Source organism: Streptomyces sp. JHA26, assembly GCF_002005565.1.
Lineage (GTDB): Bacteria > Actinomycetota > Actinomycetes > Streptomycetales > Streptomycetaceae > Streptomyces.
This window is the reverse complement of the sequence record NZ_BDJC01000022.1, coordinates 77,058-98,961: the sequence shown is the minus strand read 5'-3', so window position 1 is coordinate 98,961 and position 21,904 is coordinate 77,058. Positions and strand designations below refer to the sequence as shown.

The window sequence follows — 21,904 nt, the reverse complement described above, 5'->3', positions numbered from 1 at the left end:
ATGAAGATCACCTTTCTCCTCACCTGGGGTGACGAGATGGGCGGCACGGAGCAGGCCGTCTACACCCAGGCGACCCATCTGGCTCCCCGGCACGACGTCGAGGTGCTGAGCGTCTTCAAGACGCGGGCCGAGCCGTTCTTCACCGTCGACGAGCGGGTGCCGGTGCGTTACCTGGTGGACCGCACCGGCAAGACCGAACGTCCGGTGCGCGAGAGCAGCCTCACCGCCGAGGACTGCCGGCACCTCGCCGGACTGCCGAGCGAGCTGATCAGCCCGGTGTGGGAGGCGACCTTCGACGCGCTCTCCGACGCCGAGATGCAGCGCGCGCTGCGCACCCTCGACACCGACGTGCTCATCACCACCTCGCCCGCGCTGATGTCGGCCGCCGCCGACCTGGTGCCCTCCCGGGTGATCACCATCCAGCAGGAGCACCGGCCGTCGCAGCTGCGTGGCGGCACGGGCGAACCGCTGCTGCTGCGGGCCCCCGCCATCGACGCGGTCGTCGTGCTCACCGAGCGGACCAAGCAGTGGATGGAGGAGTCCCTCGGCAAGGCCGCCCCGCGCCTCGCGGCCATCCCGAACGCGATCCCCGAGGGCTTCCGTCCGCGTTCCAGCCTGACCGGCAAGACGATCGTGATGCCGCGCCGGCTCGTGCCCGACAAGCAGGTCGACCACGCCATCCAGGCGTTCGCCAAGGCACTGCCCGACCACCCCGGGTGGCGGCTGCGCATCTTCGGCGACGGCCCGCAGATGTCCCGCCTGCGCAACCTCATCCAGGGCCTGGGCCTGCACGACTCCGTGGAGCTGCTCGGCCCGAGCCAGCACATGACCGAGGAGTGGGCCAGGGCCAGCCTGACCATCCTCCCGTCGCAGGACGGCGAGGCCTTCCCGCTGGTGCTGCTGGAGGCGTTCGCGGCCGGTGTCCCGGCGGTGGCGTACGACATCGTCACCGGCCCCGCGGAGATCATCCGCCACGGCGTGGACGGGCTGCTCGTGCCGCCCAACGACATCGACTCCCTGGCCGAGGCGATCTCGCGCCTCATGGGCGACGAGGAACTGCTGCGCTCCTTCGGCGAGAAGGCCTACGAGGGGTCGGCGCGGTTCGCCGCCGAGGCGATCGTCAAGGAGTGGGAGGAGCTGTTCACCGAGCTGGTCTCCCGGCGGGACGACCCGCGGCGGATGGCCGAGCGTGCCGACCGCATCGCCTACCGGGTGGCCCACGGCGGGGCGGGCCGTTTCCACGCCGCCGTCGCCGCGGACCGCACGGCCCCCTCCTCGGGCGACCAGCGCGCCCGGGAAGTGGTCATCGGCGCGTCCGACCGCTCCCTGGTCCGGGCCGCCGGCCGGCTGTCCGAGGTCCGTGACGACCTGCAGGGCTCGGAGATCGTCCAGCGGAACTTCGAGACCGTCGTCGCCGCGCTCGAGGCGCACGGCATCCCGTACGTGCTGCTGCGCGACCGCGAGGACAACCCCCGGCAGCGGCTGGCCGTCGACGCGGCGGACCAGGCGCGGGTCCGCAAGGCGCTCGCCGACCACTACGAGGGCAAGGCGGTCTACGCGGAGCTCCTCAAGCCCCGGACGCACGCCCCGGGCGTGCTGCTCGCCGAGCGGCTCGAAGCGGCGGGCGAGGTGGCGGGCCTGCGGGTGTTCCGTCCGGTGGTGAGCTCCAGCCGCACCCTGCGCTTCGGTCCCGCGTACGGCTGTGACATCGAGTTCTGGCGCCGGGTGCCGGAAGAGGAGGGCGGGGACGGCCAGTTCGTCGCGCCGCTCAGGCCGAGCGCCGTCGGCCCCAAGCTGCCGTCGCTGTCCGCCGACGCCCGGATACGCGTCCGGGACCGCGAGTACCCCACGCTCGAGCCGCTGACCAAGAAGCTGGTCAGCGACATCACCTTCCCCGTGGACGCCGTCTACACCTGGGTCGACGACTCCGACCCCCGCTGGCAGGAGCGCCGGGCCAAGCGGCGCGCCGGGCTCGGGCTGGCGCCGGAGGCGTCCGGCGACGAGGCCGCCCGGTTCCGCAACCGCGACGAGCTGCGCTACTCCCTGCGCTCGCTCGCGATGTTCGCTCCCTGGGTGCGCAAGGTCTACCTCGTCACCGACGACCAGACCCCCGAGTGGCTCGACACCGAGCACCCGGGCATCCAGGTCGTCTCGCACCGGGAGATCTTCTCCGACGCCGACTGCCTGCCCACGTTCAACTCGCACGCCATCGAGAGCCAGCTCCACCACATCGAGGGCCTGTCCGAGCAGTTCCTGTACCTGAACGACGACGTGTTCATCGGCCGGCCCATCGGCGCGCAGCGGTTCTTCCTGCCGAACGGGACGAGCCGGTTCTTCTGGTCGCCGACGACGGTGCCGATCGGTGAGCCGACCGAGGAGGACGAGGGCTACTTCGCCGCGGCGAAGAACAACCGGGCGCTGCTGGAGGAGAAGTTCGGCGTGACGGTGGCGAACAGCTTCGTGCACGCGCCGCACCCGCTGCGCAAGAGCGTGCTGGAGAGCATCGAGGCGGACTTCCCCGAGAGCGTGGCGCGCACGGCCGCCAACCCGCTGCGCGGCTGGCAGGACATCTCCATGGTGTCCTCGCTGCACCACCACTACGGCTACCTCACCGGAGCCGCGGTGCCGAGCAGCATCCGCTGCGCGTACATCGACGTGGGCAGCTACAGCCGCCACCCGGAGCTGACGCGGCTGCTGGCGATCCGCGGCCACGACGTGTTCTGCCTCGGCGAGTCCCGTGACGCGGAGGTGCCGGAGCAGGAGCAGGCCCGCATCGTCGACGCGTTCCTGCGGGCCTACTTCCCGGTGAAGAGCCCCTACGAGCGCTGACGCGGCGCCGCTCGCGGCGGCCGCGTGACGGAAAGGGGGCTGCCGACACGGTCAGTGTCGGCAGCCCCCCTTTCTCATCGGTGGGCCCTCCCGCTACATCAGTAGATGTCCCGGTAGGTGTTCCAGCCGGTGCCCGCCTTCACGCGGGCCTTGAACCGCCCGTTGCTGTAGGAGCTGTAGCGGAACAGCTCGCCCTTGGAGTTGGCCGCGAGCAGGTCGGCACGGCCGTCCCCGTCGATGTCGCCGGGCGAGATCAGCTTGTTGTACTGCTGCCAGCCGGAGCCCAGGTAGACCTTGCCGGCGAGCGGCGAGGTGCTGACGCCGGTCCCGCGGTAGAGGTACAGCTGGCCGGCCGGGGTCCGCGCGACGATGTCGGCGCGGCCGTCCCCGGTGAAGTCCCCGGCGCCCACGATCTTGTTGTAGGCGTTCCAGCCCCCGCCCACCCTGAGCGGTGAGGACAGGGAGGCGCCGTGGCCCTTGCCGCGGAAGAGGAACAGGGTGCCGGACGTGTCCCGGGCGAGCAGGTCGCCCTTGCCGTCGTCGTTCAGGTCGCCCGGGCCGAGGAAGAGGTTGTACTTGCCCCATCCGGTGGCCAGGTACTCGTCGGCCGTACTGGCGTAGTTGTAGAGGACGCCGTTGTACAGCTCCAGAAGGTCCGCGTTCCCGTCGTTGTCGAGCGAGGACGCGTACCCGATGCGGGCACCGGCCCAGCCGCCCGTGTCGCTGACCTGGGAGCGCGAGGTCAGCAGGCCGTTGTTCCGCACGCCGTACCAGTACAGCGTGCCCTTCGCGTCCAGACCGAGCAGCGAGGACTTGCCGAGGTGCGGGTGGGCCCCGCTGCCGGCGAAGAGGTCGACGGGCTCGAAACCGGTGCCGACCTGCTGCTTGGTGTCGAAGCCACCCCTGCCGTTCGCCCGGTAGTAGTACAGGGCGCCGGAAGGGGTGCGGCCGAGCAGGTCGCCGAGTCCGTCGCCGTCCCAGTCGTCCCCGGCGACGATCTGGTTGTAGACGGTCCAGCCCTGGCCGATGTGCTGCCGGGGGGTGAGCGGGGAGGTGGTGCCGCCCCGGCCGGCGTAGAGGAACAGGTCGCCGGCAGGGGTGCGGCCGACGACGTCACCGATGCCGTCGCCGTTCATGTCCCCCATGCCGACCAACTGGTCGAACATGGACCAGCCGCCGCTGATCCGGACCCGCCCGCGGAGCGGGGAGGACACGTTGCCCGTGCCCGCGTACAGGTACAGGTCTCCGGCGTAGGTCCGCGCGAGCAGGTCGGGCCTGCCGTCTCCGGTCACGTCCCCGGGCGCGATGACCTTGTTGTAGATCTGCCAGCCCGTGCCGTTCCAGGTGGAGTAGCCCGTGTTGTCCACGCCCCAGCTCTGGAACAGGGAGAGGGTGCCCGTCTGCGACAGCGTGAAGACCTCCGGGCCTCCTTCGCCGTCGACGTCGCCGGGCGTGATGATGTCCTTCTGCTTCTCCTCGTAGTCGTTGACGTTGATGACGTACGGGGTGAACTCGCCCGTCGTGGTGCGCCAGACGTACGTGGCGCCGTCCTGCAGCCGCATCAGCATGTCGGTGTAGCCGTCACCGTCCACGTCGAAGCGGGCCGCGGGGGCCGCGGCGACGAGCGCCCGCGGCGCCTGCCGCTTCGCCTTCGGCGTGACACGGTCCAGCCGCGGCAGCTCGGACTTGGGCACCGTCACGTCGACGTCCGGCGACGGCTTGTCGGCGGCGACGGCCGGAGTGCCGAGCAGCATGCCCGCGGCCACCGCGAGGGCGGTGCAGCCGAGCAGGCGGGAACGCCGTGCTCTCTTGGCGGTACGCGAAATGGACAAAAGCCCCCCACAGGTGAAGTCGATGAGTCGGCGTGGTGAAGGAAGTGCGACCACCGCCGGTGATCACCGGATTGTATGTGACACCTGTGACACTTGAGACCCGGGTTTCGCACACCAGTTGGATCCCGTCATGTGTCGGCCGGAGGGCCGTCGAGGTCAGACTTTTCGCCCCTCGGCGGCCTGGGCGGGAGTCGGCACCGGGCGGCGCTCGTCGAACGGCACGAAGGGCAGCGGCGTCCGCTCCCCGAGGAAGACGCGCCGTACGACGCGCTCGGCCGCGCGCCCGTCGTCGAACTCGCAGAAACGCCGGCGGAAGGCGTCCCGGCGCCCGGCCGTCTCCGCGCTGTCGTGGGCGCCCGAGGCGAGCAGCGCCAGCAGCTCCTCCTGCGTGGTGACCACTGCGCCGGGCGGTTCCTCGGTCAGGTCGAAGTAGGTGCCGCGGACGGCGGAGTAGATGTCCCAGTCGGGGACGTAGCTGATGACCGGGCGGTCCAGCACGGCGTAGTCGAACATCGCGGAGGAGTAGTCCGTGACGAGCGCGTCCGCGGCGAGGTACAGCTCCTCGACCCGGGGGTGCGCGGTCACGTCGACGATCCGGCCCGTGCGGCAGAGCTCGTCGACGTGCGGGGAGTTGCCGTAGAAGTAGTGGCCGCGCACCAGCAGGGTCACGTCGGGCCCGAGTTCCCGGGCGAACCGGGCCAGGTCCAGGGGAGGCCTGAAGTCCGGCTGGTACTCGCGGTGCGTCGGCATGTACAGGAACGCCTTCGTGCCGTCGGCCAGGCCCAGGGCCGCGCGCGCCCGGCGCACGTCCTCGGCACCGGCGCGGACGAGGACGTCGTTGCGCGGGTAACCGGTCTCCAGCGCCGTGTAGAAGGAGGGGTAGGCCCGCTCCCACACCAGGGTCGAGTGCCGGTTGGAACTGATGCTGTAGTCCCAGCGGTCGCAGCGCCTGAGGAGCCGGGCGAAGTCCATGTTCGTGGACGCCGGGTACCTCCGCTGGTCCAGGCCCATGGTCTTCAGCGGAGTCCCGTGGTGGGTCTGCACGTGGATCTGGCCCTCCCGCTTCACCACGGCGTCCGCGAAGTTCACGTTGTTCACCAGGTACGTGGCGCGTGCCACGGCGGCCCAGTACTCCCGCGAGCCGGCGCGCACGTGCTCCACGCCCGCGGGCACCCCGGACACCGCGTCGGGGCGGATCACCCACACGCGGCGGACGTGCGGCGCGAGACGGGCGAGTTCGGCGTCGACGGCCGCGGGATTGCAGGAGACGCTGCGACTCCAGTAGGCCGAGAAAACGGCCAGGTTCTCGTCCAGCGGCATTCTCAGCTGGGCGCGGTAGAACAGGTCCATCGCCCCTCGCTTGGACCGGATCACGGCGGACCGGGCGTGTTTCCTGACCTGCTCCTCCACTTTCGCCGCATGCGTCGCCCCCGTCATTGCGGTGTACGCCCCGCGTCCCAGCATCGCGTACTTGCGGCCGTGATTTCCGGGCGGGCGGGGGAAGTTCAGCGGCAGTCGGGCGCGGTAGTCGGCCGCCGCCCGCCGGAAGAATTCCGCGCGCGCATTCCGCGGCAGCCGGTCCGGGCGCTCCAGCACGGTCAGATAGTGGTCGACCATTTTCCGGAACAACGGCGCACGCCACTGGTCGAGTTCCTGGTGCGCGTCGAGATAGGCGAACACGCGCCGGTACTGATCGAAGATGTCGAAATGCCTGCGGCTGACCGTCTTGAGGATGTTGCCGCCCTCCCGGCGCTGCCGGTAGTGGACGCAGACGCGGTCCAGCAGGGCGATCCGCTCGGCGGTGATCAGGGAGCAGAACGTCCAGGGGGCGTCCTCGTAGTACCCCGGCGGGAAGGCGAGCCCGGTCCCGGCGACGAACGCGCGCCGGTAGGCCTTGTTCCAGACGATCTGCAGCAGGTCGAGCAGGTGCGGGTGCTCGGCCAGGGAGAAGACGTCCGAGCCGTCGTACGCGAGCAGGTCCGCCCGCTGGTTGCGCCTGACCCTGCCGTCCCAGTAGGTGCGGGCGTAGTCGTAGACGAGGATGTCGGGGCCGCCGGTGGCGTCGATCCGCTCGGCCATCGCCGCCAGCGCGCCGTCGGTCAGGGTGTCGTCACTGTCCAGGAACAGCACGTAGTCGCCCCGCGCCTTTTCCAGCCCGGCGTTGCGCGCGAGCCCCAGTCCCACGTTCTGCGCGAGGTGAATCACGCGTATGCGCGCATCGCGGTCCGCGTATGCGTCGAGAATCGCCCCGGAGGCGTCCGGCGAGCAGTCGTCGACCGCGACGATCTCGAAGTCCGCGTAGCCCTGACCGAGTACGGAGTCGAGACACTCGGACAGGTAGCCCTGCACTTTGTACGCGGGAACGATGACGGAAAAAGTGGGCATCCTCTACAACCTGTTCCGGGGAGCTGACCGCGGGTCTGCGGGCACGGTAGCCGGACAGTCTGTGCCCTGCCGCCAAGGGTAATGTTCGTGATGTCGACTTCCCAGTCCATATGTCCGAATTGATTTTCACGGACCTCCACACCCGTTGAATACGGGGCACAAGTTGCGGAACACCTGTACAAGTGCCTGCGGCGACGGGGTACCCGACGGCCGCGCTCCTTGTCCGCAGCCTGGACGCGCTCCGCGGCGAACGGCGCCGTTCGCGTAGATTGCCTGGTGAGCGCAGACACCGGCGCGCGTCGACGCGAGAGGGCAGACGGCACAGTGGCAGGGGCAAGGCAAGCCGTGGGCGAGGCCCGCAGGATCGTCGTCAAGGTCGGTTCCTCGTCGTTGACCACCGCGGCCGGGGGCCTGGACGCCGACCGCGTCGACGCGCTCGTCGACGTCCTCGCCAAGGTGCGGGGCGCCGACAAGGAGGTCGTCCTCGTCTCCTCCGGCGCCATCGCCGCCGGCCTCGCCCCCCTCGGCCTGCACCGCCGCCCGAGGGACCTGGCCCGGCAGCAGGCCGCCGCCAGCGTCGGCCAGGGCCTGCTGGTGGCCCGCTACACCGCCTCCTTCGCCCGCTACGGCGTCCGGGTCGGCCAGGTGCTCCTGACGTCCGACGACATGAGCCGCCGCTCCCAGCACCGCAACGCCTCCCGCACCCTCGACAAGCTCCTCGCGATGGGCGCCTTCCCGGTCGTCAACGAGAACGACACCGTCGCCACCGACGAGATCCGCTTCGGCGACAACGACCGCCTCGCCGCCCTCGTCGCCCACCTCGTCCGCGCCGACCTGCTGGTGCTGCTGTCCGACGTCGACGGCGTCTACGACGGCGACCCGAGCAGGCCGGGCACCTCCCGGATAGCGGAGGTGCGCGGCCCGGCCGACCTCGCGCACGTCGAGATCGGCAGCGCCGGCAGGGCCGGGGTCGGCACCGGCGGCATGGTCACCAAGGTCGAGGCGGCCCGGATCGCCGCCGCCGCCGGCATCCCCGTCGTGCTGACCAGCGCCGTCCACGCCGCCGACGCCCTGGCCGGCGGCGACACCGGCACCTACTTCCACGCCACCGGCAAGCGCTCCACCGACCGTCTGCTGTGGCTCCAGCACGCCTCCGCCCCGCGCGGCGCGCTCGTGCTCGACGCCGGGGCGGTGCGCGCGGTCGTCGAGGGCCGCAAGTCGCTGCTCCCGGCCGGCATCGCCGGGGTCGAGGGCGAGTTCGCCGCGGGCGACCCCGTGGAACTGCGGGACGGCGAGGGGCGCGCGGTGGCCCGGGGGCTCGTCGGCTTCGACGCCAAGGAGATCCCGCGGCTGATCGGCCGCTCCACCCGGGAGCTGGCGCGCGAGCTCGGACCGGAGTACGAACGCGAGGTCGTACACAGGGACGATCTGGTGATCCTGCACCCGTAATAGGCCGAAACGTCCCCGAATCGGTGGTGGACGTTCCGTAAAACCGGCACGGGATCTCCCGCGGCCTGCTCAACTTTCCTCAGGGACAGGCCCGGCCGACCACCGGGCCCAGCCGTGTGCGTGAAGGAGGCCGTCGTGAGCGGAGTGCGCCCTGGGACGGCGGCGTCCCGCGGTGGTACCGGCTCCCGGGGCGGTACCGGACCGCGCGGCGCCACCGGGGCCCGCGGCGGCGCCCGCGCGGGCGGCGAGGAACGCGCCCTGACGAGCGTCGCGGCCGGCGACCGCTTCCGGGGCGAGGAACCGGCCCACACGCCGCGCCTGTGGCACGTCACCCTCAGCGTCTCCGGCGCCCGCGCCCCGCTCCCCGAGGTGCGCCGCGCCCTGGAGCAGCTCGCCCACGACCACCCCTTCCTGCTGACCAGCCGGTACGCCGACGACCACGCGGAGATCCGGTACTGGGAGGAGGCCCGCGACCTGCACGACGCCGCCGCCGTGGCCCTGCGCCTGTGGGGCGAGCACCGGCAGACCGCGGGACTGCCGCCCTGGGAGATCGTCGGCCTGGAGGTCATCGACCGCGCGACCTACCACCAGCGCATCGCCGCGGGATACGGCCCCGCGCCCGCGACCCCGGTCGGCGTCCACCCCTTCTAGGCCCCCTCTCCCAGCCCTTCCAGGGCCCCTCCTCCCGTCCCTCCCTTCTCCCGGACCTCTCCGGTCCGCCCCCTTTCGGCCCCGCCCGGCGCATGTCTCGCGGTGTGGGACGAGCGGCGAACGGCCTCGTCCGGCCCACTACGCTTCCCCTCATGACCACGCTCTCGCCGTACGACTCGATGTCCCCGGTCACCCGGGCCGCCTACCGGGCCAAGGCCGCCGCGGCCGACCTCGCGCCGCTGCCGCGGGCCGCGAAGGACGACGCGCTGCTCGCCGTCGCGGACGCGCTGGAGGTCCGTACGAGCGAGATCGTGGAGGCCAACGCCCAGGACGTGGCCAAGGCCCGCGCGGCCGGGACCAGCGAGGCCATCGTCGACCGGCTCACGCTGACCCCGGAGCGGGTCCGCGCCATCGCCTCCGACGTCCGCGACGTCGTCGCGCTGCCCGACCCGGTCGGCGAGGTCGTACGCGGCTCCACCCTCCCCAACGGCATCGACCTGCGCCAGGTCCGGGTGCCGCTCGGCGTGGTCGGCATCATCTACGAGGGCCGGCCCAACGTCACGGTCGACGCCGCCGCCCTGTGCCTGAAGTCCGGCAACGCCGTCCTGCTGCGCGGCTCCTCCTCCGCGTACCGGTCGAACACCGCCCTGGTCCGGGTCGTCCGCGACGCCGTCGGCGGGGCCGGGCTGCCGGCCGACGCCGTGCAGCTCGTGCCGGGCGAGAGCCGCGAGAGCGTGCGCGAGCTGATGCGCGCCCGCGGCCTGGTCGACGTGCTCATCCCGCGCGGCGGCGCCTCGCTGATCAACACGGTCGTCCAGGAGTCCACCGTCCCGGTCATCGAGACCGGCACCGGCAACTGCCACGTCTACGTCGACGCGCAGGCCGACCTCGACACGGCCGTCGACATCCTGATCAACTCCAAGGCGCACCGCGTCAGCGTCTGCAACGCCGCCGAGACCCTCCTCGTCCACCAGGACATCGCCGCCGAGTTCCTGCCCCGCGCCCTGGACGCCCTCGCCGAGGCCGGCGTCACCGTGCACGCCGACGAGCGGGTCATGGCGCACGCCCAGGACACCAAGGCGACCGTGGTGGCGGCCACGCCGGAGGACTGGGAGACGGAGTACCTGTCGTACGACATCGCCGCGGCGGTCGTGGACTCCCTCGACAAGGCCGTCGAGCACATCCGGCTGTGGACCTCCGGCCACACCGAGGCCATCGTGACGACCTCGCAGCAGGCCGCCCGCCGCTTCACCCAGTTGGTCGACTCCACCACCGTCGCCGTGAACGCCTCCACCCGGTTCACCGACGGCGGCCAGTTCGGCTTCGGCGCCGAGATCGGCATCTCCACCCAGAAGCTGCACGCCCGCGGCCCGATGGGCCTGCCGGAGCTGACCAGCACCAAGTACATCGTCACCGGCGACGGACACGTGCGACGCTGAGGCGCGTGCCGGGCACCACTGATCCGAACGGGGCATCTCACCCACCGGATGAATTTCCCCGCCGTCTGCCCAAATCGACCCCCCAGGTCTACGCTGGACCCGTGCCGGAGGACGTGGGGGGTAGGCCGTTCCCTGACGGCTGGGAGCCCGACGACGAACACGACCACGGGGTGTCGGACGAAGAGTTCGCCTCCGTGGTCCTCGACGAGGCCTTCGTACAGGCGGCCGCGGTGCACGAGCCGACCGCCGTCGAACGCCTCCTGGCGGCCGCGCAGGCCAGAGCCGAGGCCACCGAGGCCGAAGCGGCGCGCCGCGGCCGCTCCCGAGCCGAGCGCTACGACGACGGGTACGGCGATTTCGGCCATGATCCCGACCTCGACGACCCGGACGACGACCGCGACCTCCTCGACCGCCCCTACGGCGCCCCGCCGGCCTGTGGCAAGCAGGTCCGCTGGCACCGGCCCGTCGCCTGGGTGCTCGCCCTGGTGATGGGCGTCGGCATGGTCGCGCTGGCCTTCGCGGCGGTCTACCGGGGCACCTCCTCCGGCAGCGGCCCGCAGCAGGCACCGCCGCCCGCCTCGACGGGGCGGGAGCAGGGCGGAACGGTGACCCCCTCGGCCTCCGCCGACTACTCCGGGCCCCCGGTCCCGGTGATCCCGCGCAGCCCCTGACCTGCCGGTCCGGTGGTCCGAACCTGTCCCAACTTGACCTGCGCCAGCGCGTTTACGCGACTCTCCCCGGACCTACCCTGAAGGTATGGCAGGGGTTGGCGACCCGCCCGGAGGGACACCCGAGGGCGTCCCCGGAGGCGGGGAGGACGAGTACCGATCCGTCGTCTTCGACGAGTCGTTCGTCCGCGCTGCCCGCCTCCAGGAGTTCTCCGCCCGGGAACGCATCGCCGACCACGCCCCGGCCGTACGCCGGCGCCCGCCGACGCGCCGGGGCCTGTCCCGACAGGTGCTGCTCCTCTTCGTGCTGATCGCCCTCGCCTTCGGCACCGCGATCTACATGGGCGTACGGCACCCGTACCAGAGCCCCGCCGCACGTCCGCAGCCCGACCAGGCGCGGATGAGCGTCGTCCCGCTCGTCCCCCGGGGCGAGGTCCCCGGCGCCGACGACCCCGCGTACCTGTACGCGCACAGTCCCGCCGCGCACTTCGCGGCCGGGGCCGAGGGCATCCCCCTGCCGGGCGTCCGGCACACCGCGCACTTCTCGGACGACCAGGTGATGAACGCGCTGATCACCGCCAAGGACTACATCGTCCGCTCGGCGCTCGACCCGGAGGTGCTCACCGGCCGCGACGTCCGCTCGGTGCGGGTGCTGCTCGACCCCGACCAGCTCGCCCAGTTCGACGAGAGCTTCGCCCACCCCGCGGCCGACGGCCGGCACGCGCCCACCGGGTGGCTGGTGCGCTTCGACCCCGCGCGGGCCCGGCCCACCGGTGACGAGATCAAGGTGCGGGGCAGTCTGACGGTGGTGGAGAGCGACGCCTCCACCCTCGAGGTCACCGCCGACCACGTCCTCGTCTACCCGCTGCGGCCCGCCGGTGACGCGCGGGCCGAGGCGTCGCTGTTCACCGTCCGGCGCGAGCTGCGCTTCCGCTTCGACCGGGACGACCTGCGCCTGCACCAGACACAGCTCGTGACCTCCTCCGTGCAGGCCGGACCGCTGTCCTGCGCCGAGGACTCGGCGAACCACCTGCGCCCGCTGCTCGCCGGCCGGACGGCCAAGGACGGTGGCCCCGCCGGCACCGACCCGTACTCCACCGGCAGCGCCCCGGCCGTGTGCGGCACCCTGGCGAGGGGCGCCCAGCCGTCGGTGTGAGCGGCGGGGCGCCCGGCCGCGGAGGAGCCGGGCGCGGACTCAGGCGTCGTCGCGCGGCGGACGGTCGTCCGGCGCCTGCGCGCCGCCCGACCCCTCGGAGCCGCCCGTGCCGCCCGTGCCGCCCGCGCCCCCGGACGGCCTCGGCGAGGACGTGAAGCCGCCGAAGCCGCGCCGCATCCGGTCGCCCAGGTCGCCGGCGCCGCCCGCGATGTCGTTCACCAGCTTCATCAGCGGATCCTTGGAGCTGCGCACATGGGTGGCGTAGCTGGACGCCGACTCGCGGAAGGAGTCCCGGACCGAGGCGTCCTTGTCCTCCTCGCGCCGCGGGTAGTGGCCGTCCATGATCCGCTGGTGGTCCCGGGAGGCCTCCCACTTCTTCAGCTCGGCGGCCCGCACCGCGGCGAACGGGTGCGAGCGGGGCAGCACGTTCAGGATCTTCAGCACGGAGTCGCGCAGGTCGCCCCCGGCCTCGTACTCGTCGGCCTGCTCCAGGAACGCGTCCACGTTCATCTCGTGCAGGTGGTTCCCGCCCGCGATCTTCATCAGGCCCCGCATGGACGCCTGCAGGTCCTGGCCGACCAGCAGCCCCGCGCGGTCGGCCGACAGCTCCGACTTGCGGAACCACTCGCGCAGCGCGGTCACGACCGCCATGATCGCCATGTTGCCCAGCGGGATCCAGGCGACCCGGACGGCCAGGGACGTCAGGAAGAGCAGGATCGTCCGGTACACCGCGTGGCCGGACAGCGCGTGCCCGACCTCGTGCCCGACGACCGCCCGCATCTCCTCCTCGTCCAGCAGCTCCACGAGCCCCGTGGTCACCACGATGATCGGCTCGTCCAGGCCGATGCACATCGCGTTGGGGTTCGGGTCCTGGTTGACGTACATCGGCGGGACCTTCTCCAGGTCCAGGATGTAGCAGGCGTCCCGCAGCATGTCGTTCAGATGCGCGAACTGCCGGTCCGAGACGCGCACGGAGTCGGACAGGAACAGCAGCCGCAGGCTCCGCTCGGGCAGCAGACCGCTCAGGGCCTTGAACACCGTGTCGAAACCGCTCAGCTTCCGCAACGCCACCAGGGCACTGCGGTCGGCCGGATGCTCGTACGCGCGCGAGGAGATCCCCGGAAAGCGCCTGCGCTGCCTGCTCGGCGCCTTCTCCCGCCCGTTGTGCTGGTGGCCGTCGGACATGTCTTCCCCCATGTGCGTGTGTATGGCCCCTGTGCGGGAAAGGCCCTTTGCCAACCCTTGCGCGACCCTTTGCGTCCCCGGAGCCGGGCCCAGCCTAGGCGGAGATACCGTGGACGGGCAGTACAGCGAAGGAGTCACCGTCATGGAGCACACCCCCCACACCGCCTGGCTCGCCGGGGCGGCGACCGCGGCCGAGCAGCAAGGGGCGGGCAATCTGCTCCGGGTCATCCTGATCGTGATGGTGCTGGGCTGTGTGCTGACCGCGTGGTTCCTGCTGCGGGGGTACAAGCGGAAGGACGACTGAGGCGGCCGGAAGGTTCCCGCGGCACGGCCGCCGGGACCGCGGCCGTCCCCAACGGCGGAGTCGGGGTGATCGTCCGCGGGACGCCCGCATACGATGAGCCGCGACGTCCTTATCCCGCCCACACCTGATAGGTCCTGCCGAAGATGAGCTTCCACAGCACCGCTGCCCAGTTGGCCACTCTCGCTGCCGAGGGCGAGGGGCACGGCGGCAACCACGAGAGCCTCAGCCCCTACCTCACCGGTGGCGCCGCGCTGTTCATCCTGCTGTTCCTGCTGTGGATCACCACGCGCTTCAACCGCGACCGCTGAGCGCGAGGGGGGATCTTCGGCCCCGGACCGGGCCGGTAGGGTCTGCACGCATGGGAGAGCAGGACATGCCCACCGGTCCGGCGCGCGACGCGGCGAGGGGCACACAGAACCGCTCGTTGCCCGCCCCGGGCAACGGTCCGGCGCGATCGGGCAGGCGCCGCCTGGGTGTCATGGGCGGCACCTTCGACCCGATCCACCACGGGCACCTCGTCGCGGCCAGTGAGGTCGCCGCGCAGTTCCACCTCGACGAGGTGGTGTTCGTGCCCACCGGGCAGCCCTGGCAGAAGAGCCACCGCACGGTCTCCGCGGCCGAGGACCGGTACCTGATGACGGTCGTCGCCACCGTCGAGAACCCGCAGTTCTCGGTCAGCCGCATCGACATCGACCGCGGCGGTCCCACCTACACCGTGGACACCCTGCGCGACCTGCGCGCGCTCAACCCGGACACGGACCTGTTCTTCATCACCGGCGCCGACGCCCTCGCCCAGATCCTCACCTGGCGCGACAGCGAGGAGCTGTTCTCCCTCGCGCACTTCATCGGCGTCACCCGGCCCGGGCACACCCTGACGGACGCCGGGCTCCCCAAGGGCGGTGTCTCGCTCGTCGAGGTCCCCGCCCTCGCCATCTCCTCCACCGACTGCCGTGCGAGAGTCGCCAAGGGCGATCCCGTCTGGTACCTGGTGCCCGACGGAGTCGTGCGCTACATCGACAAGCGCCAGCTGTACCGCGGCGACTGAGCCGAGAGGGGCACCGGTGAACGACCCATACGACACGGGGTACGGCAGCGGCGGGTCCGACCCGTACGAGCTCGTCGGCTACGACGAGTACGGCCGGCCGGTCTACCGCCAGGCCCAGGCCCCGGACCGGCAACAGCCGTACGACCCCTACGCCCAGCAGCAGGAGCCGTACGCCCAGCAGCCGTACGGGCAGGAGCCGTACGCCCAACAGCCGTACGGGCAGCAGGAGCCGTACGGGCAGAGTCACGGCCACGACCCGTACGCCACCGGCGCCGAGCAGACCGCCACGCCGTACGACCCCTATACCGACCAGGGCGGCCAGGACGCCGGGCGGCAGCCGTACGCCCCCGAGGCCGGCCACGCCCCGCAGGCGTCGTACGACCCGTACGGCCGGACCGCGACGAGCGACCGGCCACCGCTCGTCGCCGAGCAGACCGCCCACATCCCGCAGCAGGCCGGCCCGCCCGGCGAACCGGAGCCGGCGGCGGCCGACGAACCGGAGCGGGAGTACAGGACCGAGCAGTTCGCCTTCGTCGAGGAGCCCACCGACGACTCCGAGGACGTCATCGACTGGCTCAAGTTCACCGAGAACCGCACCGAGCGCCGCGAGGAGGCCCGGCGCCGCGCCCGCACGCGCGTCGTCGCCCTGGCCGTCGTCCTGGCCCTCGTCGCCGTCGGCGGCGTCGGCTACCTCTGGTACGCCGGAAAGCTGCCCGGCCTGTCCTCGTCGGACTCCGGGACGGGCGGTACGACGGCGACGGGCGCCCAGAAACGCGACGTGATCGCCGTCCACCTGCACGACACCGCGGGCGGCGGCACATCCACCGCGCTGCTCGTCAATAACACCACCACGAAGCGGGGCACCGCCGTACTGCTGCCCAACTCGCTGGCGCTGACCGGCGACGACGGCACCCCCACCACGCTCGCCCGGTCGGTCGACGACGACGGCCCCGAGGCCACCCGGACCGCGCTCGACTCGGCCCTCGGCACCGACATCGAGGGCAGCTGGCGGCTGGACACCCCGTTCCTGCAGATCCTCGTGGACCTGGTCGGCGGCATCGAGGTCGACACCGACGCCGACGTGCCCGACCCGGCCGCCAAGGACAAGGGCGCCGCACCCCTGGTGCACAAGGGCGCGAAGCAGACCCTCGGCGGCAAGATGGCCGTCGCCTACGCCACCCACCGCGGCGCGGGGGAGTCCGCCGACGCCCAGCTCCAGCGGTTCGGACAGGTCCTGCAGGGCGTGCTGCGCAAGACGTCCTCCGACCCGCAGGGCGCGACGACCACGGTCCAGACGCTCGGCCTGGTCCTCGACCCGCCGCTGACCGAGAGCGACCTCGGCTCCTTCCTCGCCGGACTCTCCGAGCTCGCCAAGGGCGGCGACTTCAGGACCACGCTGCTGCCCGTCGGGAGCGACGGCCGGCTCAGCGCCGAGACCGGCGACAAGGTTGTCAAGGACGTCCTGGGCGGCACCGCCAAGAGCCCCGACGAGGACGCGGCCGTCAGCGTCGCCGTCCGCAACGCCACCGGCGTCGAGGACCGCACCGGCAAGGCCCGCGTCGCCCTCCTCAACGGCGGCTTCACCTTCCTGGAGGGCGGCACCGCCTCCGGCACCGAGACCACGTCGCAGGTCCTGTACGCGGAGGCCGCCGACAAGGAGGACGCCGTCCAGGTGGCCAGGACCCTGGGCCTGCCCGACGGGTCCGTCACCCAGGGCAAGGTCGCGGCGAACGCCGACGTCTCGGTGGTCCTCGGCCAGGACTACGAGCCGGCGACCTAGGGCCTGTCGTCCGGGGCCACCGGCGTTATCCCGTGGGGCACCGTCGGCGGTCGTGAGACCCTTGAGGTCAACCGACCGCCGACCCGAAAGCCAGGCAGTGACCGCGACCGACCGCTCCATCGAACTCATCAACACCGCAGCGCAGGCGGCAGCCGACAAGCTCGCGCACGACATCATCGCCTACGACGTCAGCGACGTGCTGTCGATCACGGACGCCTTCCTGCTGGCCTCCGCCCCCAACGACCGCCAGGTCAAGTCGATCGTCGACGAGATCGAGGAGCGGCTGAACAAGGAACTCGGCGCCAAGCCGGTCCGCCGCGAGGGCGACCGCGACGCGCGCTGGATCCTGCTCGACTACGTCGACATCGTCGTCCACGTCCAGCACAGCGAGGAGCGCGTCTTCTACGCCCTGGAGCGCCTGTGGAAGGACTGCCCCGAGCTGGAGCTGCCCGCCGACGCCAAGGAGACCCGCGGCAAGGCGGAGGAGCACGCCAGGCTCCAGGCCGCCGAGGAGGCGACGGAGACCGACGGGGACTGGCGATGAGCGCCACCGGCGAGGTGACGTCCGGGAGGCAGGGCCGCGGCAGGCGCATCATCCTGTGGCGGCACGGCCAGACCGCGTGGAACGTGGAGCGCCGCTTCCAGGGCTCCACGGACGTCGAGCTCACCGAGACCGGCGTCGCCCAGGCCCGCCGCGCCGCCCGGCTGCTGGTCGGCCTGGGGCCCGACGCGATCATCGCGTCCGACCTCGGCCGGGCCGCGAGCACGGCCGCCGAGCTGGCCGCGCTCACCGGCCTCGAGGTGACGCTGGAGGAGGGCCTGCGGGAGACCTACGCGGGCGTCTGGCAGGGCCTGACGCACGAGGAGATCATCGCCCGGTACGGCGAGGAGTACGCGGCGTGGAAGCGCGGCGAGCCGGTCCGCCGCGGCGGCGGCGAGCTGGAGACCGAGGTGGCCGACCGCGCCGCCCCCGTGGTGCTCCGGCACGTCGAGAAGCTCCCCGAGGACGGCACCCTCGTCGTGGTCAGCCACGGCGGCACCATCCGCACCACCATCGGGCGCCTCATCGGGCTGGAGCCGCACACCTGGGAGAGCCTCGGCGGCCTGACCAACTGCTGCTGGTCCGTCCTGGGCGAGGGCGTCCGCGGCTGGCGCCTGCTGGAGCACAACGCCGGCACGCTGCCGGAACCGGTGCTCGGCGACGACGACTGAGCCGCCCGCGACCGGGCCCGGGACCCGGATTTCACTTTCCGGCAGGTCGCAGGCTAAAGTTCTTCTTGTTCGCCCCGCCGAGCGGAGCGAAACACCACACGGCCTCGCCGGGTGGCCGCAAGGGGCTATAGCTCAGTTGGTAGAGCGCCTGCATGGCATGCAGGAGGTCAGGAGTTCAATTCTCCTTAGCTCCACAGCCCACGGATCAATCCCGTCCCCCTCGGGGGGGCGGGATTTTTCGTCGTTCCGCGCTTGAGCAGTCCCGCCCCCACGGGCGTATACCTCGGTGAGGCTCCGTGTCCGGACCGGTACCGAGGCGTCGCTGACCGTATTGGCCCGGTCGTGGCAGAATCAAACGGCCGGAAGGGGACCGCGGCCCGACGGGAGGGAGTGGCGATGCCTGCGAGCATCCTCGAGGAGGTCGGTCACCTCCTCGGTGGAGCGGTGACACGGAGCACGGCCACCCGCCTCGGCTGCCCCTCCTGCGGTTCCGCGCACGTCGCCCAGGTCCTCGGTGACGGCGGCGGCGTCTCCTCCGTGTGCACGGCCTGCGGCCACAGCCGGAGCTGACCGATGGGTGCACACAGGCGGAAGTGCGACTGGTGCGGCAGCGGCACCCCGATCGTGCGGGACATGGAGCCGGTCAACCCGGACTACCAGTACTGGTGCGAGGAGTGCGCGCGGGCGCTGATCATAAAGGGCGACCCCATCGAGACGTACCGCGAACTCGAGGGCGAACCGATCTACGGCCGGCTCCTGGAGGAGCACTGCACGCTCAAGCGGTTCTACTCGTTCGTGACGGCGTAACGGCTGTCACACAAGGGCGAAACGGGCAAAGCGGAAACGATTTGGTGTTGGGCCCGGTGGACCGTGTAATGTTGGCGTCGCCGCCGGGGAAACCGGGCGGAACAGCAGGAACAAGGGGCTATAGCTCAGTTGGTAGAGCGCCTGCATGGCATGCAGGAGGTCAGGAGTTCAATTCTCCTTAGCTCCACAGGAAAACCCCCCGGATCACCGATCCGGGGGGTTTCTTCGTGTCCGGCTCCCGATCAGCGCCCCAGCGCCCGGCGGCCCCGGCCCTGGGAGAGGACCGGCAGGTTGGTGCGCGAGGACGGCGCCTGCCCGCGGGTGTCCTCCTCGATGCGCAGGGCGAGCGCCGGGCAGCGGCGCACCGCGCGCACCGCCTTGGCCTCCGCGAAACGCGGCACGTCCGCCTGCGCCACCGTCGGGAAACCGTCGGCGCCGAGCTCGAAGACCTCCGGGAGGATGTCCGCGCACAGGCCGTGGCCCCGGCACAGCGTCCAGTCGACGTAGATCTTCTGGCGGCTGGGGCCGTTCTCCTCCCCGCCGCCGCCCGGGACGCCCGTCGGGGACGCGCCGCCCTCGAAGAGCGGCAGGACGCCCTCCACGGGCCGCCCGCAGCCGTTGCCGAGGACGTGGGCGGCGAGGTCGTCCGTGAACGCCTTGACGGTCGACTCCAGGAACATCGCCGAACCGTCCGGGTGCGAGCAGGCGCCGCGCCGCTTGACGTTCCTGGCGACCTGCTTGAGCGCCTCCAGGGCGGCCGGACCGCCGCCGTTCAGGATGTCCTCCATGCCGCGCGCCGCGGCCGGCAGGCCGAGGTAGCAGGGGCCGCACTGGCCCGCGCTCTCCTGGGCCAGCCACTGCGCCACCCGCAACGACTCGCCCAGCGGGCAGGTGCCCTGGCCGATGGGCAGGATCGCGCCCGCGCCGAGCGAGCCGCCCACCTGCTGGAGCGAGTCGCGGGAGACGATCGCCTCGTCGACGGTCGCCGCGTCGATCCACTTGCCGTGGTAGCCGCCGGTCAGCACGCCCTGCGGCACCGGCGGGGCGCCGGCCAGCTGGAGGACGTAGCGCAGCGGCACCCCGGTGGGCACCTCGATCACCATCGGGCGGGCCACCGCGCCGGAGACCGTGAGCATGACGGTGCCCGGCTCGTCGTACAGGCCGGTGTTGCCGTAGCGCTCCGGGCCGATGCGGGCGGCGATCGCCAGCTGGGCGAAGGTCTCGGCGTTGGACAGCAGGGTCGGTGCGCCGCCGACCCCGCTCTTCGACGCGCTGACCTTGCGGCCGGGCGGGATCGCCGGGCCGCCGTCGATGGAGCGGATCAGCGAGGCCGCGGCGCCGGTGACCATCCGCACCGGATTGCGCTGCACGCGGGCGCGCAGGGCGGAGCGGCGTCCGTTGTTCAGGCCGCGTTCGGCGAGGGCGGCCTCCATGGAGCGCTGGGTGGACTCCCGGGTCACCCCGATGACGAGGGTGCGGGCGCCCATGGCCTCGGCGCACAGCAGCGCGCCGTCCAGGATCAGGTGCGGGGCACGGTTGATCAGCACCGTGTCCTTGCGGCAGGCCGGTTCGTCCTCGCTGCCGTTGACGACGACGACCGGCCGCACACCGCGCCTGATCGCCGATTCGGCGACCGAGCGCAGCTTCTTGTGGAAGGGGAAGCCCGCGCCGCCGCGGCCCCTGAGGTTGATGCGTTCGGCGAGCTGGGCGAGCTGTTCGCCGCCCAGCGGTTCGAGCGGCCCGTGCACCTTGAGGTGCATGGGCAGATCCAGTCTTTCGACAAGGTCGAAGCCCGACGTGAGCTGGGGAAGACCGACCACGCGGACTTCGGGGACGTCGGGCAGGGCCTCGTTCACCAAGAGCCTCCGGAAGGCGTGTTCCAAGGTTCGCCCGAACCCGGTGCGTCGAAGTCGCGGGACCTGGGGGACGCACCGGGGGTTGGTTCAGTGGCGGGACCGCTGTTGTACGTGTCGTGCGGGTAGTACGTGCCGTGGGGGCCGTTCGTCTCACCGGTGTCGTACACGTCACTCCCGGCGGGGCCGGGGACGCCCGGGCCGCCGTAGGCCGGGACGGTGTACCCGGTGTCCTGGAGCGGGTCGTAGGCCGGGATGGTGTACCCGGTGTCCTGGAGCGGGTCGTAGGCCGACGGGGGCGCCTCGCCGACCGGGGGCGGCGACGGGACCGGCCAGCCGCCCGGGACGCCGGCGCCGGTGTCGGCGAGGGGCAGCACCTCGGTGGGCCGCGGGTCCGGCGACAGGCCGGCCGGCGCGCTCCGCTCGGCGGCCAGGGACCGCTGCCGCGCCCGGGGGGAGCCGGAGACGGCACGGTAGGCGGCCGCGAAGCCGCTCGGTGGCTCCTGGGGCGGCGGAGCGAGGCGTTCCGCGGTCTCGTACAGCGGTGCGGACGGGGACGGCGTGCGCGGTGCGGAGGCCTCGCGGCGCTCGTGGCCCGGCAGTGCGGCGCCGGCCGTCGCCCGGCTCCGGACCTCCGCCGGCTCCTCACGGGCCGTCCGGCCCTCCGCGTCGAGGAACCCGGTGATCCTGTCGGCGATGCGGCGCTTGACCGGGCGGGGGGCCGCGCGCAGCGCCAGGGCGGCCATGACGCCGAGCAGGGAGAGGCCGTACAGGACCATGAAGACCGGCTTCGCGGCACGGCCCGCGTAGAGCCCGTGCAGCAGCGCGGCGCACCAGGCCGGGTAGGCCAGCATGTGCATGGCCCGCCAGCGGGCGGCCACCGGGGCGGGGGAGGCGAAGCGGTTGCGCAGGGCGCCGGTGACGCCCACGAAGATCATGAGCATGCTGGCCAGGGTGCCGAGGCCGATCAGGACGGCCCGGCCGCCGAACGCCTCGTCCTCCGTCGCCAGGAGCCCGAAGGGGATCACCGCGGCGACCCACGTGGTGTGGTCCAGCGCCAGCTTGACCGCGATGTGGATCAGGAGGAACACGATCGAGGCGACGGCGGTGCTCCGGTGCACCGCCTGGGCCAGGATCCGCCGGCGCGTGTCGAGGACGATCCGGTCCTGGGCGACCAGTCCCCAGATCACCGAGCAGCTCAGGAAGACGAGGGAGAGGACGCCGGCGCCGAAGTTCAGGAACTGGGCGAAGGTGTCGTCCACCGTGCTGTCGTTCGTCACCGCGGCACACCTCCGCGCGTCACGGAGGC

General features: G+C 72.2%; 19 protein-coding genes and 2 tRNA genes. 16 read left to right on the top strand and 5 right to left on the bottom strand.

Annotation, left to right across the window (positions count from 1 at the left end):
• Complete coding sequence (locus JHAT_RS15960; RefSeq protein ID WP_077798838.1) at positions 1 to 2,829, top strand: stealth conserved region 3 domain-containing protein; 2,829 nt, start codon at positions 1 to 3, stop codon at positions 2,827 to 2,829.
• 98 nt (positions 2,830 to 2,927) lie between these two features.
• Here JHAT_RS15960 and JHAT_RS15955 read toward each other — a convergent pair whose 3' ends face one another.
• Together JHAT_RS15955 and JHAT_RS15950 are read right to left on the bottom strand one after the other, a co-directional pair.
• Positions 2,928 to 4,583: a VCBS repeat-containing protein gene (locus tag JHAT_RS15955; protein WP_077798837.1), complete on the bottom strand. Its 1,656-nt coding sequence runs from the start codon at positions 4,581 to 4,583 to the stop codon at positions 2,928 to 2,930.
• Between the two features lie 234 nt (positions 4,584 to 4,817).
• Positions 4,818 to 7,046: a bifunctional glycosyltransferase family 2 protein/CDP-glycerol:glycerophosphate glycerophosphotransferase gene (locus tag JHAT_RS15950; RefSeq protein WP_077798836.1), complete on the bottom strand. Its 2,229-nt coding sequence runs from the start codon at positions 7,044 to 7,046 to the stop codon at positions 4,818 to 4,820.
• Positions 7,047 to 7,391: 345 nt separating this feature from the next.
• Here JHAT_RS15950 and proB point away from each other — a divergent pair, with 345 nt between their 5' ends.
• The 5 genes from proB (at position 7,392) to JHAT_RS15925 (ending at position 12,409) form a co-directional block, all read left to right on the top strand.
• Positions 7,392 to 8,495: a glutamate 5-kinase gene (gene proB / locus JHAT_RS15945; protein ID WP_171990914.1), complete on the top strand. Its 1,104-nt coding sequence runs from the start codon at positions 7,392 to 7,394 to the stop codon at positions 8,493 to 8,495.
• 135 nt (positions 8,496 to 8,630) lie between these two features.
• Positions 8,631 to 9,146: a hypothetical protein gene (locus JHAT_RS15940; protein ID WP_077798853.1), complete on the top strand. Its 516-nt coding sequence runs from the start codon at positions 8,631 to 8,633 to the stop codon at positions 9,144 to 9,146.
• A 152-nt stretch (positions 9,147 to 9,298) separates the two neighbouring features.
• Positions 9,299 to 10,585, top strand: a complete 1,287-nt coding sequence (locus JHAT_RS15935) for a glutamate-5-semialdehyde dehydrogenase (RefSeq protein ID WP_077798834.1) — start codon at positions 9,299 to 9,301, stop codon at positions 10,583 to 10,585.
• A 101-nt stretch (positions 10,586 to 10,686) separates the two neighbouring features.
• Complete coding sequence (locus JHAT_RS15930; RefSeq protein ID WP_171990912.1) at positions 10,687 to 11,256, top strand: hypothetical protein; 570 nt, start codon at positions 10,687 to 10,689, stop codon at positions 11,254 to 11,256.
• A gap of 85 nt (positions 11,257 to 11,341) precedes the next feature.
• The gene (locus tag JHAT_RS15925) at positions 11,342 to 12,409 is read left to right on the top strand and encodes a hypothetical protein (protein ID WP_077798833.1); all 1,068 of its coding nucleotides are present in this window, start codon (positions 11,342 to 11,344) and stop codon (positions 12,407 to 12,409) included.
• Positions 12,410 to 12,448: 39 nt separating this feature from the next.
• On the opposite strand, the gene JHAT_RS15920 is transcribed toward JHAT_RS15925, so the two are convergent.
• Positions 12,449 to 13,594 carry a M48 family metallopeptidase gene (locus JHAT_RS15920; protein ID WP_077798832.1) on the bottom strand — a complete coding sequence of 382 codons (1,146 nt, stop codon included), beginning with the start codon at positions 13,592 to 13,594 and terminating at the stop codon, positions 12,449 to 12,451.
• A 142-nt stretch (positions 13,595 to 13,736) separates the two neighbouring features.
• On the opposite strand from JHAT_RS15920, the gene JHAT_RS15915 reads away from it, so the two are divergent.
• The 10 genes from JHAT_RS15915 to JHAT_RS15875 all read left to right on the top strand — a co-directional run bounded on the left by JHAT_RS15915 (position 13,737) and on the right by JHAT_RS15875 (position 18,929).
• Positions 13,737 to 13,898 carry a hypothetical protein gene (locus JHAT_RS15915; RefSeq protein ID WP_171990911.1) on the top strand — a complete coding sequence of 54 codons (162 nt, stop codon included), beginning with the start codon at positions 13,737 to 13,739 and terminating at the stop codon, positions 13,896 to 13,898.
• Positions 13,899 to 14,041: 143 nt separating this feature from the next.
• Positions 14,042 to 14,206: a hypothetical protein gene (locus tag JHAT_RS34645; RefSeq protein WP_077798830.1), complete on the top strand. Its 165-nt coding sequence runs from the start codon at positions 14,042 to 14,044 to the stop codon at positions 14,204 to 14,206.
• Positions 14,207 to 14,256: 50 nt separating this feature from the next.
• Positions 14,257 to 14,943, top strand: coding sequence for a nicotinate-nucleotide adenylyltransferase (gene nadD / locus JHAT_RS15905; protein WP_077798829.1), 687 nt, complete (start codon positions 14,257 to 14,259; stop codon positions 14,941 to 14,943).
• A gap of 16 nt (positions 14,944 to 14,959) precedes the next feature.
• Entirely contained in the window at positions 14,960 to 16,723 is a 1,764-nt protein-coding gene (locus JHAT_RS15900; protein WP_077798828.1) for an LCP family protein, read from the top strand.
• Positions 16,724 to 16,820: 97 nt separating this feature from the next.
• Positions 16,821 to 17,267 (top strand): ribosome silencing factor, encoded by a 447-nt coding sequence (rsfS, locus tag JHAT_RS15895; RefSeq protein ID WP_077798827.1) that lies wholly within the window; start codon positions 16,821 to 16,823, stop codon positions 17,265 to 17,267.
• The gene (locus JHAT_RS15890; RefSeq protein ID WP_077798826.1) at positions 17,264 to 17,935 is read left to right on the top strand and encodes a histidine phosphatase family protein; all 672 of its coding nucleotides are present in this window, start codon (positions 17,264 to 17,266) and stop codon (positions 17,933 to 17,935) included. The genes rsfS and JHAT_RS15890 overlap by 4 nt, the downstream gene beginning before the upstream one ends.
• 121 nt (positions 17,936 to 18,056) lie before the next feature.
• Positions 18,057 to 18,129, top strand: a tRNA-Ala gene (locus JHAT_RS15885).
• A gap of 202 nt (positions 18,130 to 18,331) precedes the next feature.
• A complete protein-coding gene (locus JHAT_RS33900) occupies positions 18,332 to 18,505 on the top strand; it encodes a hypothetical protein (RefSeq protein WP_107481938.1) in 174 nt (57 codons plus the stop codon).
• Positions 18,506 to 18,508: 3 nt separating this feature from the next.
• On the top strand, positions 18,509 to 18,742 hold the full coding sequence (locus JHAT_RS15880; protein ID WP_003976229.1) for a hypothetical protein: 234 nt from the start codon (positions 18,509 to 18,511) through the stop codon (positions 18,740 to 18,742).
• Positions 18,743 to 18,856: 114 nt separating this feature from the next.
• A tRNA-Ala gene (locus JHAT_RS15875) sits at positions 18,857 to 18,929 on the top strand.
• Between the two features lie 55 nt (positions 18,930 to 18,984).
• Here the strand turns inward: JHAT_RS15875 and JHAT_RS15870 are convergent.
• Entirely contained in the window at positions 18,985 to 20,598 is a 1,614-nt protein-coding gene (locus JHAT_RS15870; RefSeq protein ID WP_171990910.1) for an NADH-quinone oxidoreductase subunit NuoF family protein, read from the bottom strand.
• Entirely contained in the window at positions 20,595 to 21,875 is a 1,281-nt protein-coding gene (locus tag JHAT_RS15865; RefSeq protein WP_077798825.1) for a hypothetical protein, read from the bottom strand. Before JHAT_RS15865 ends, JHAT_RS15870 begins: the two co-directional genes overlap by 4 nt.
• Positions 21,876 to 21,904: the final 29 nt, after the last annotated feature.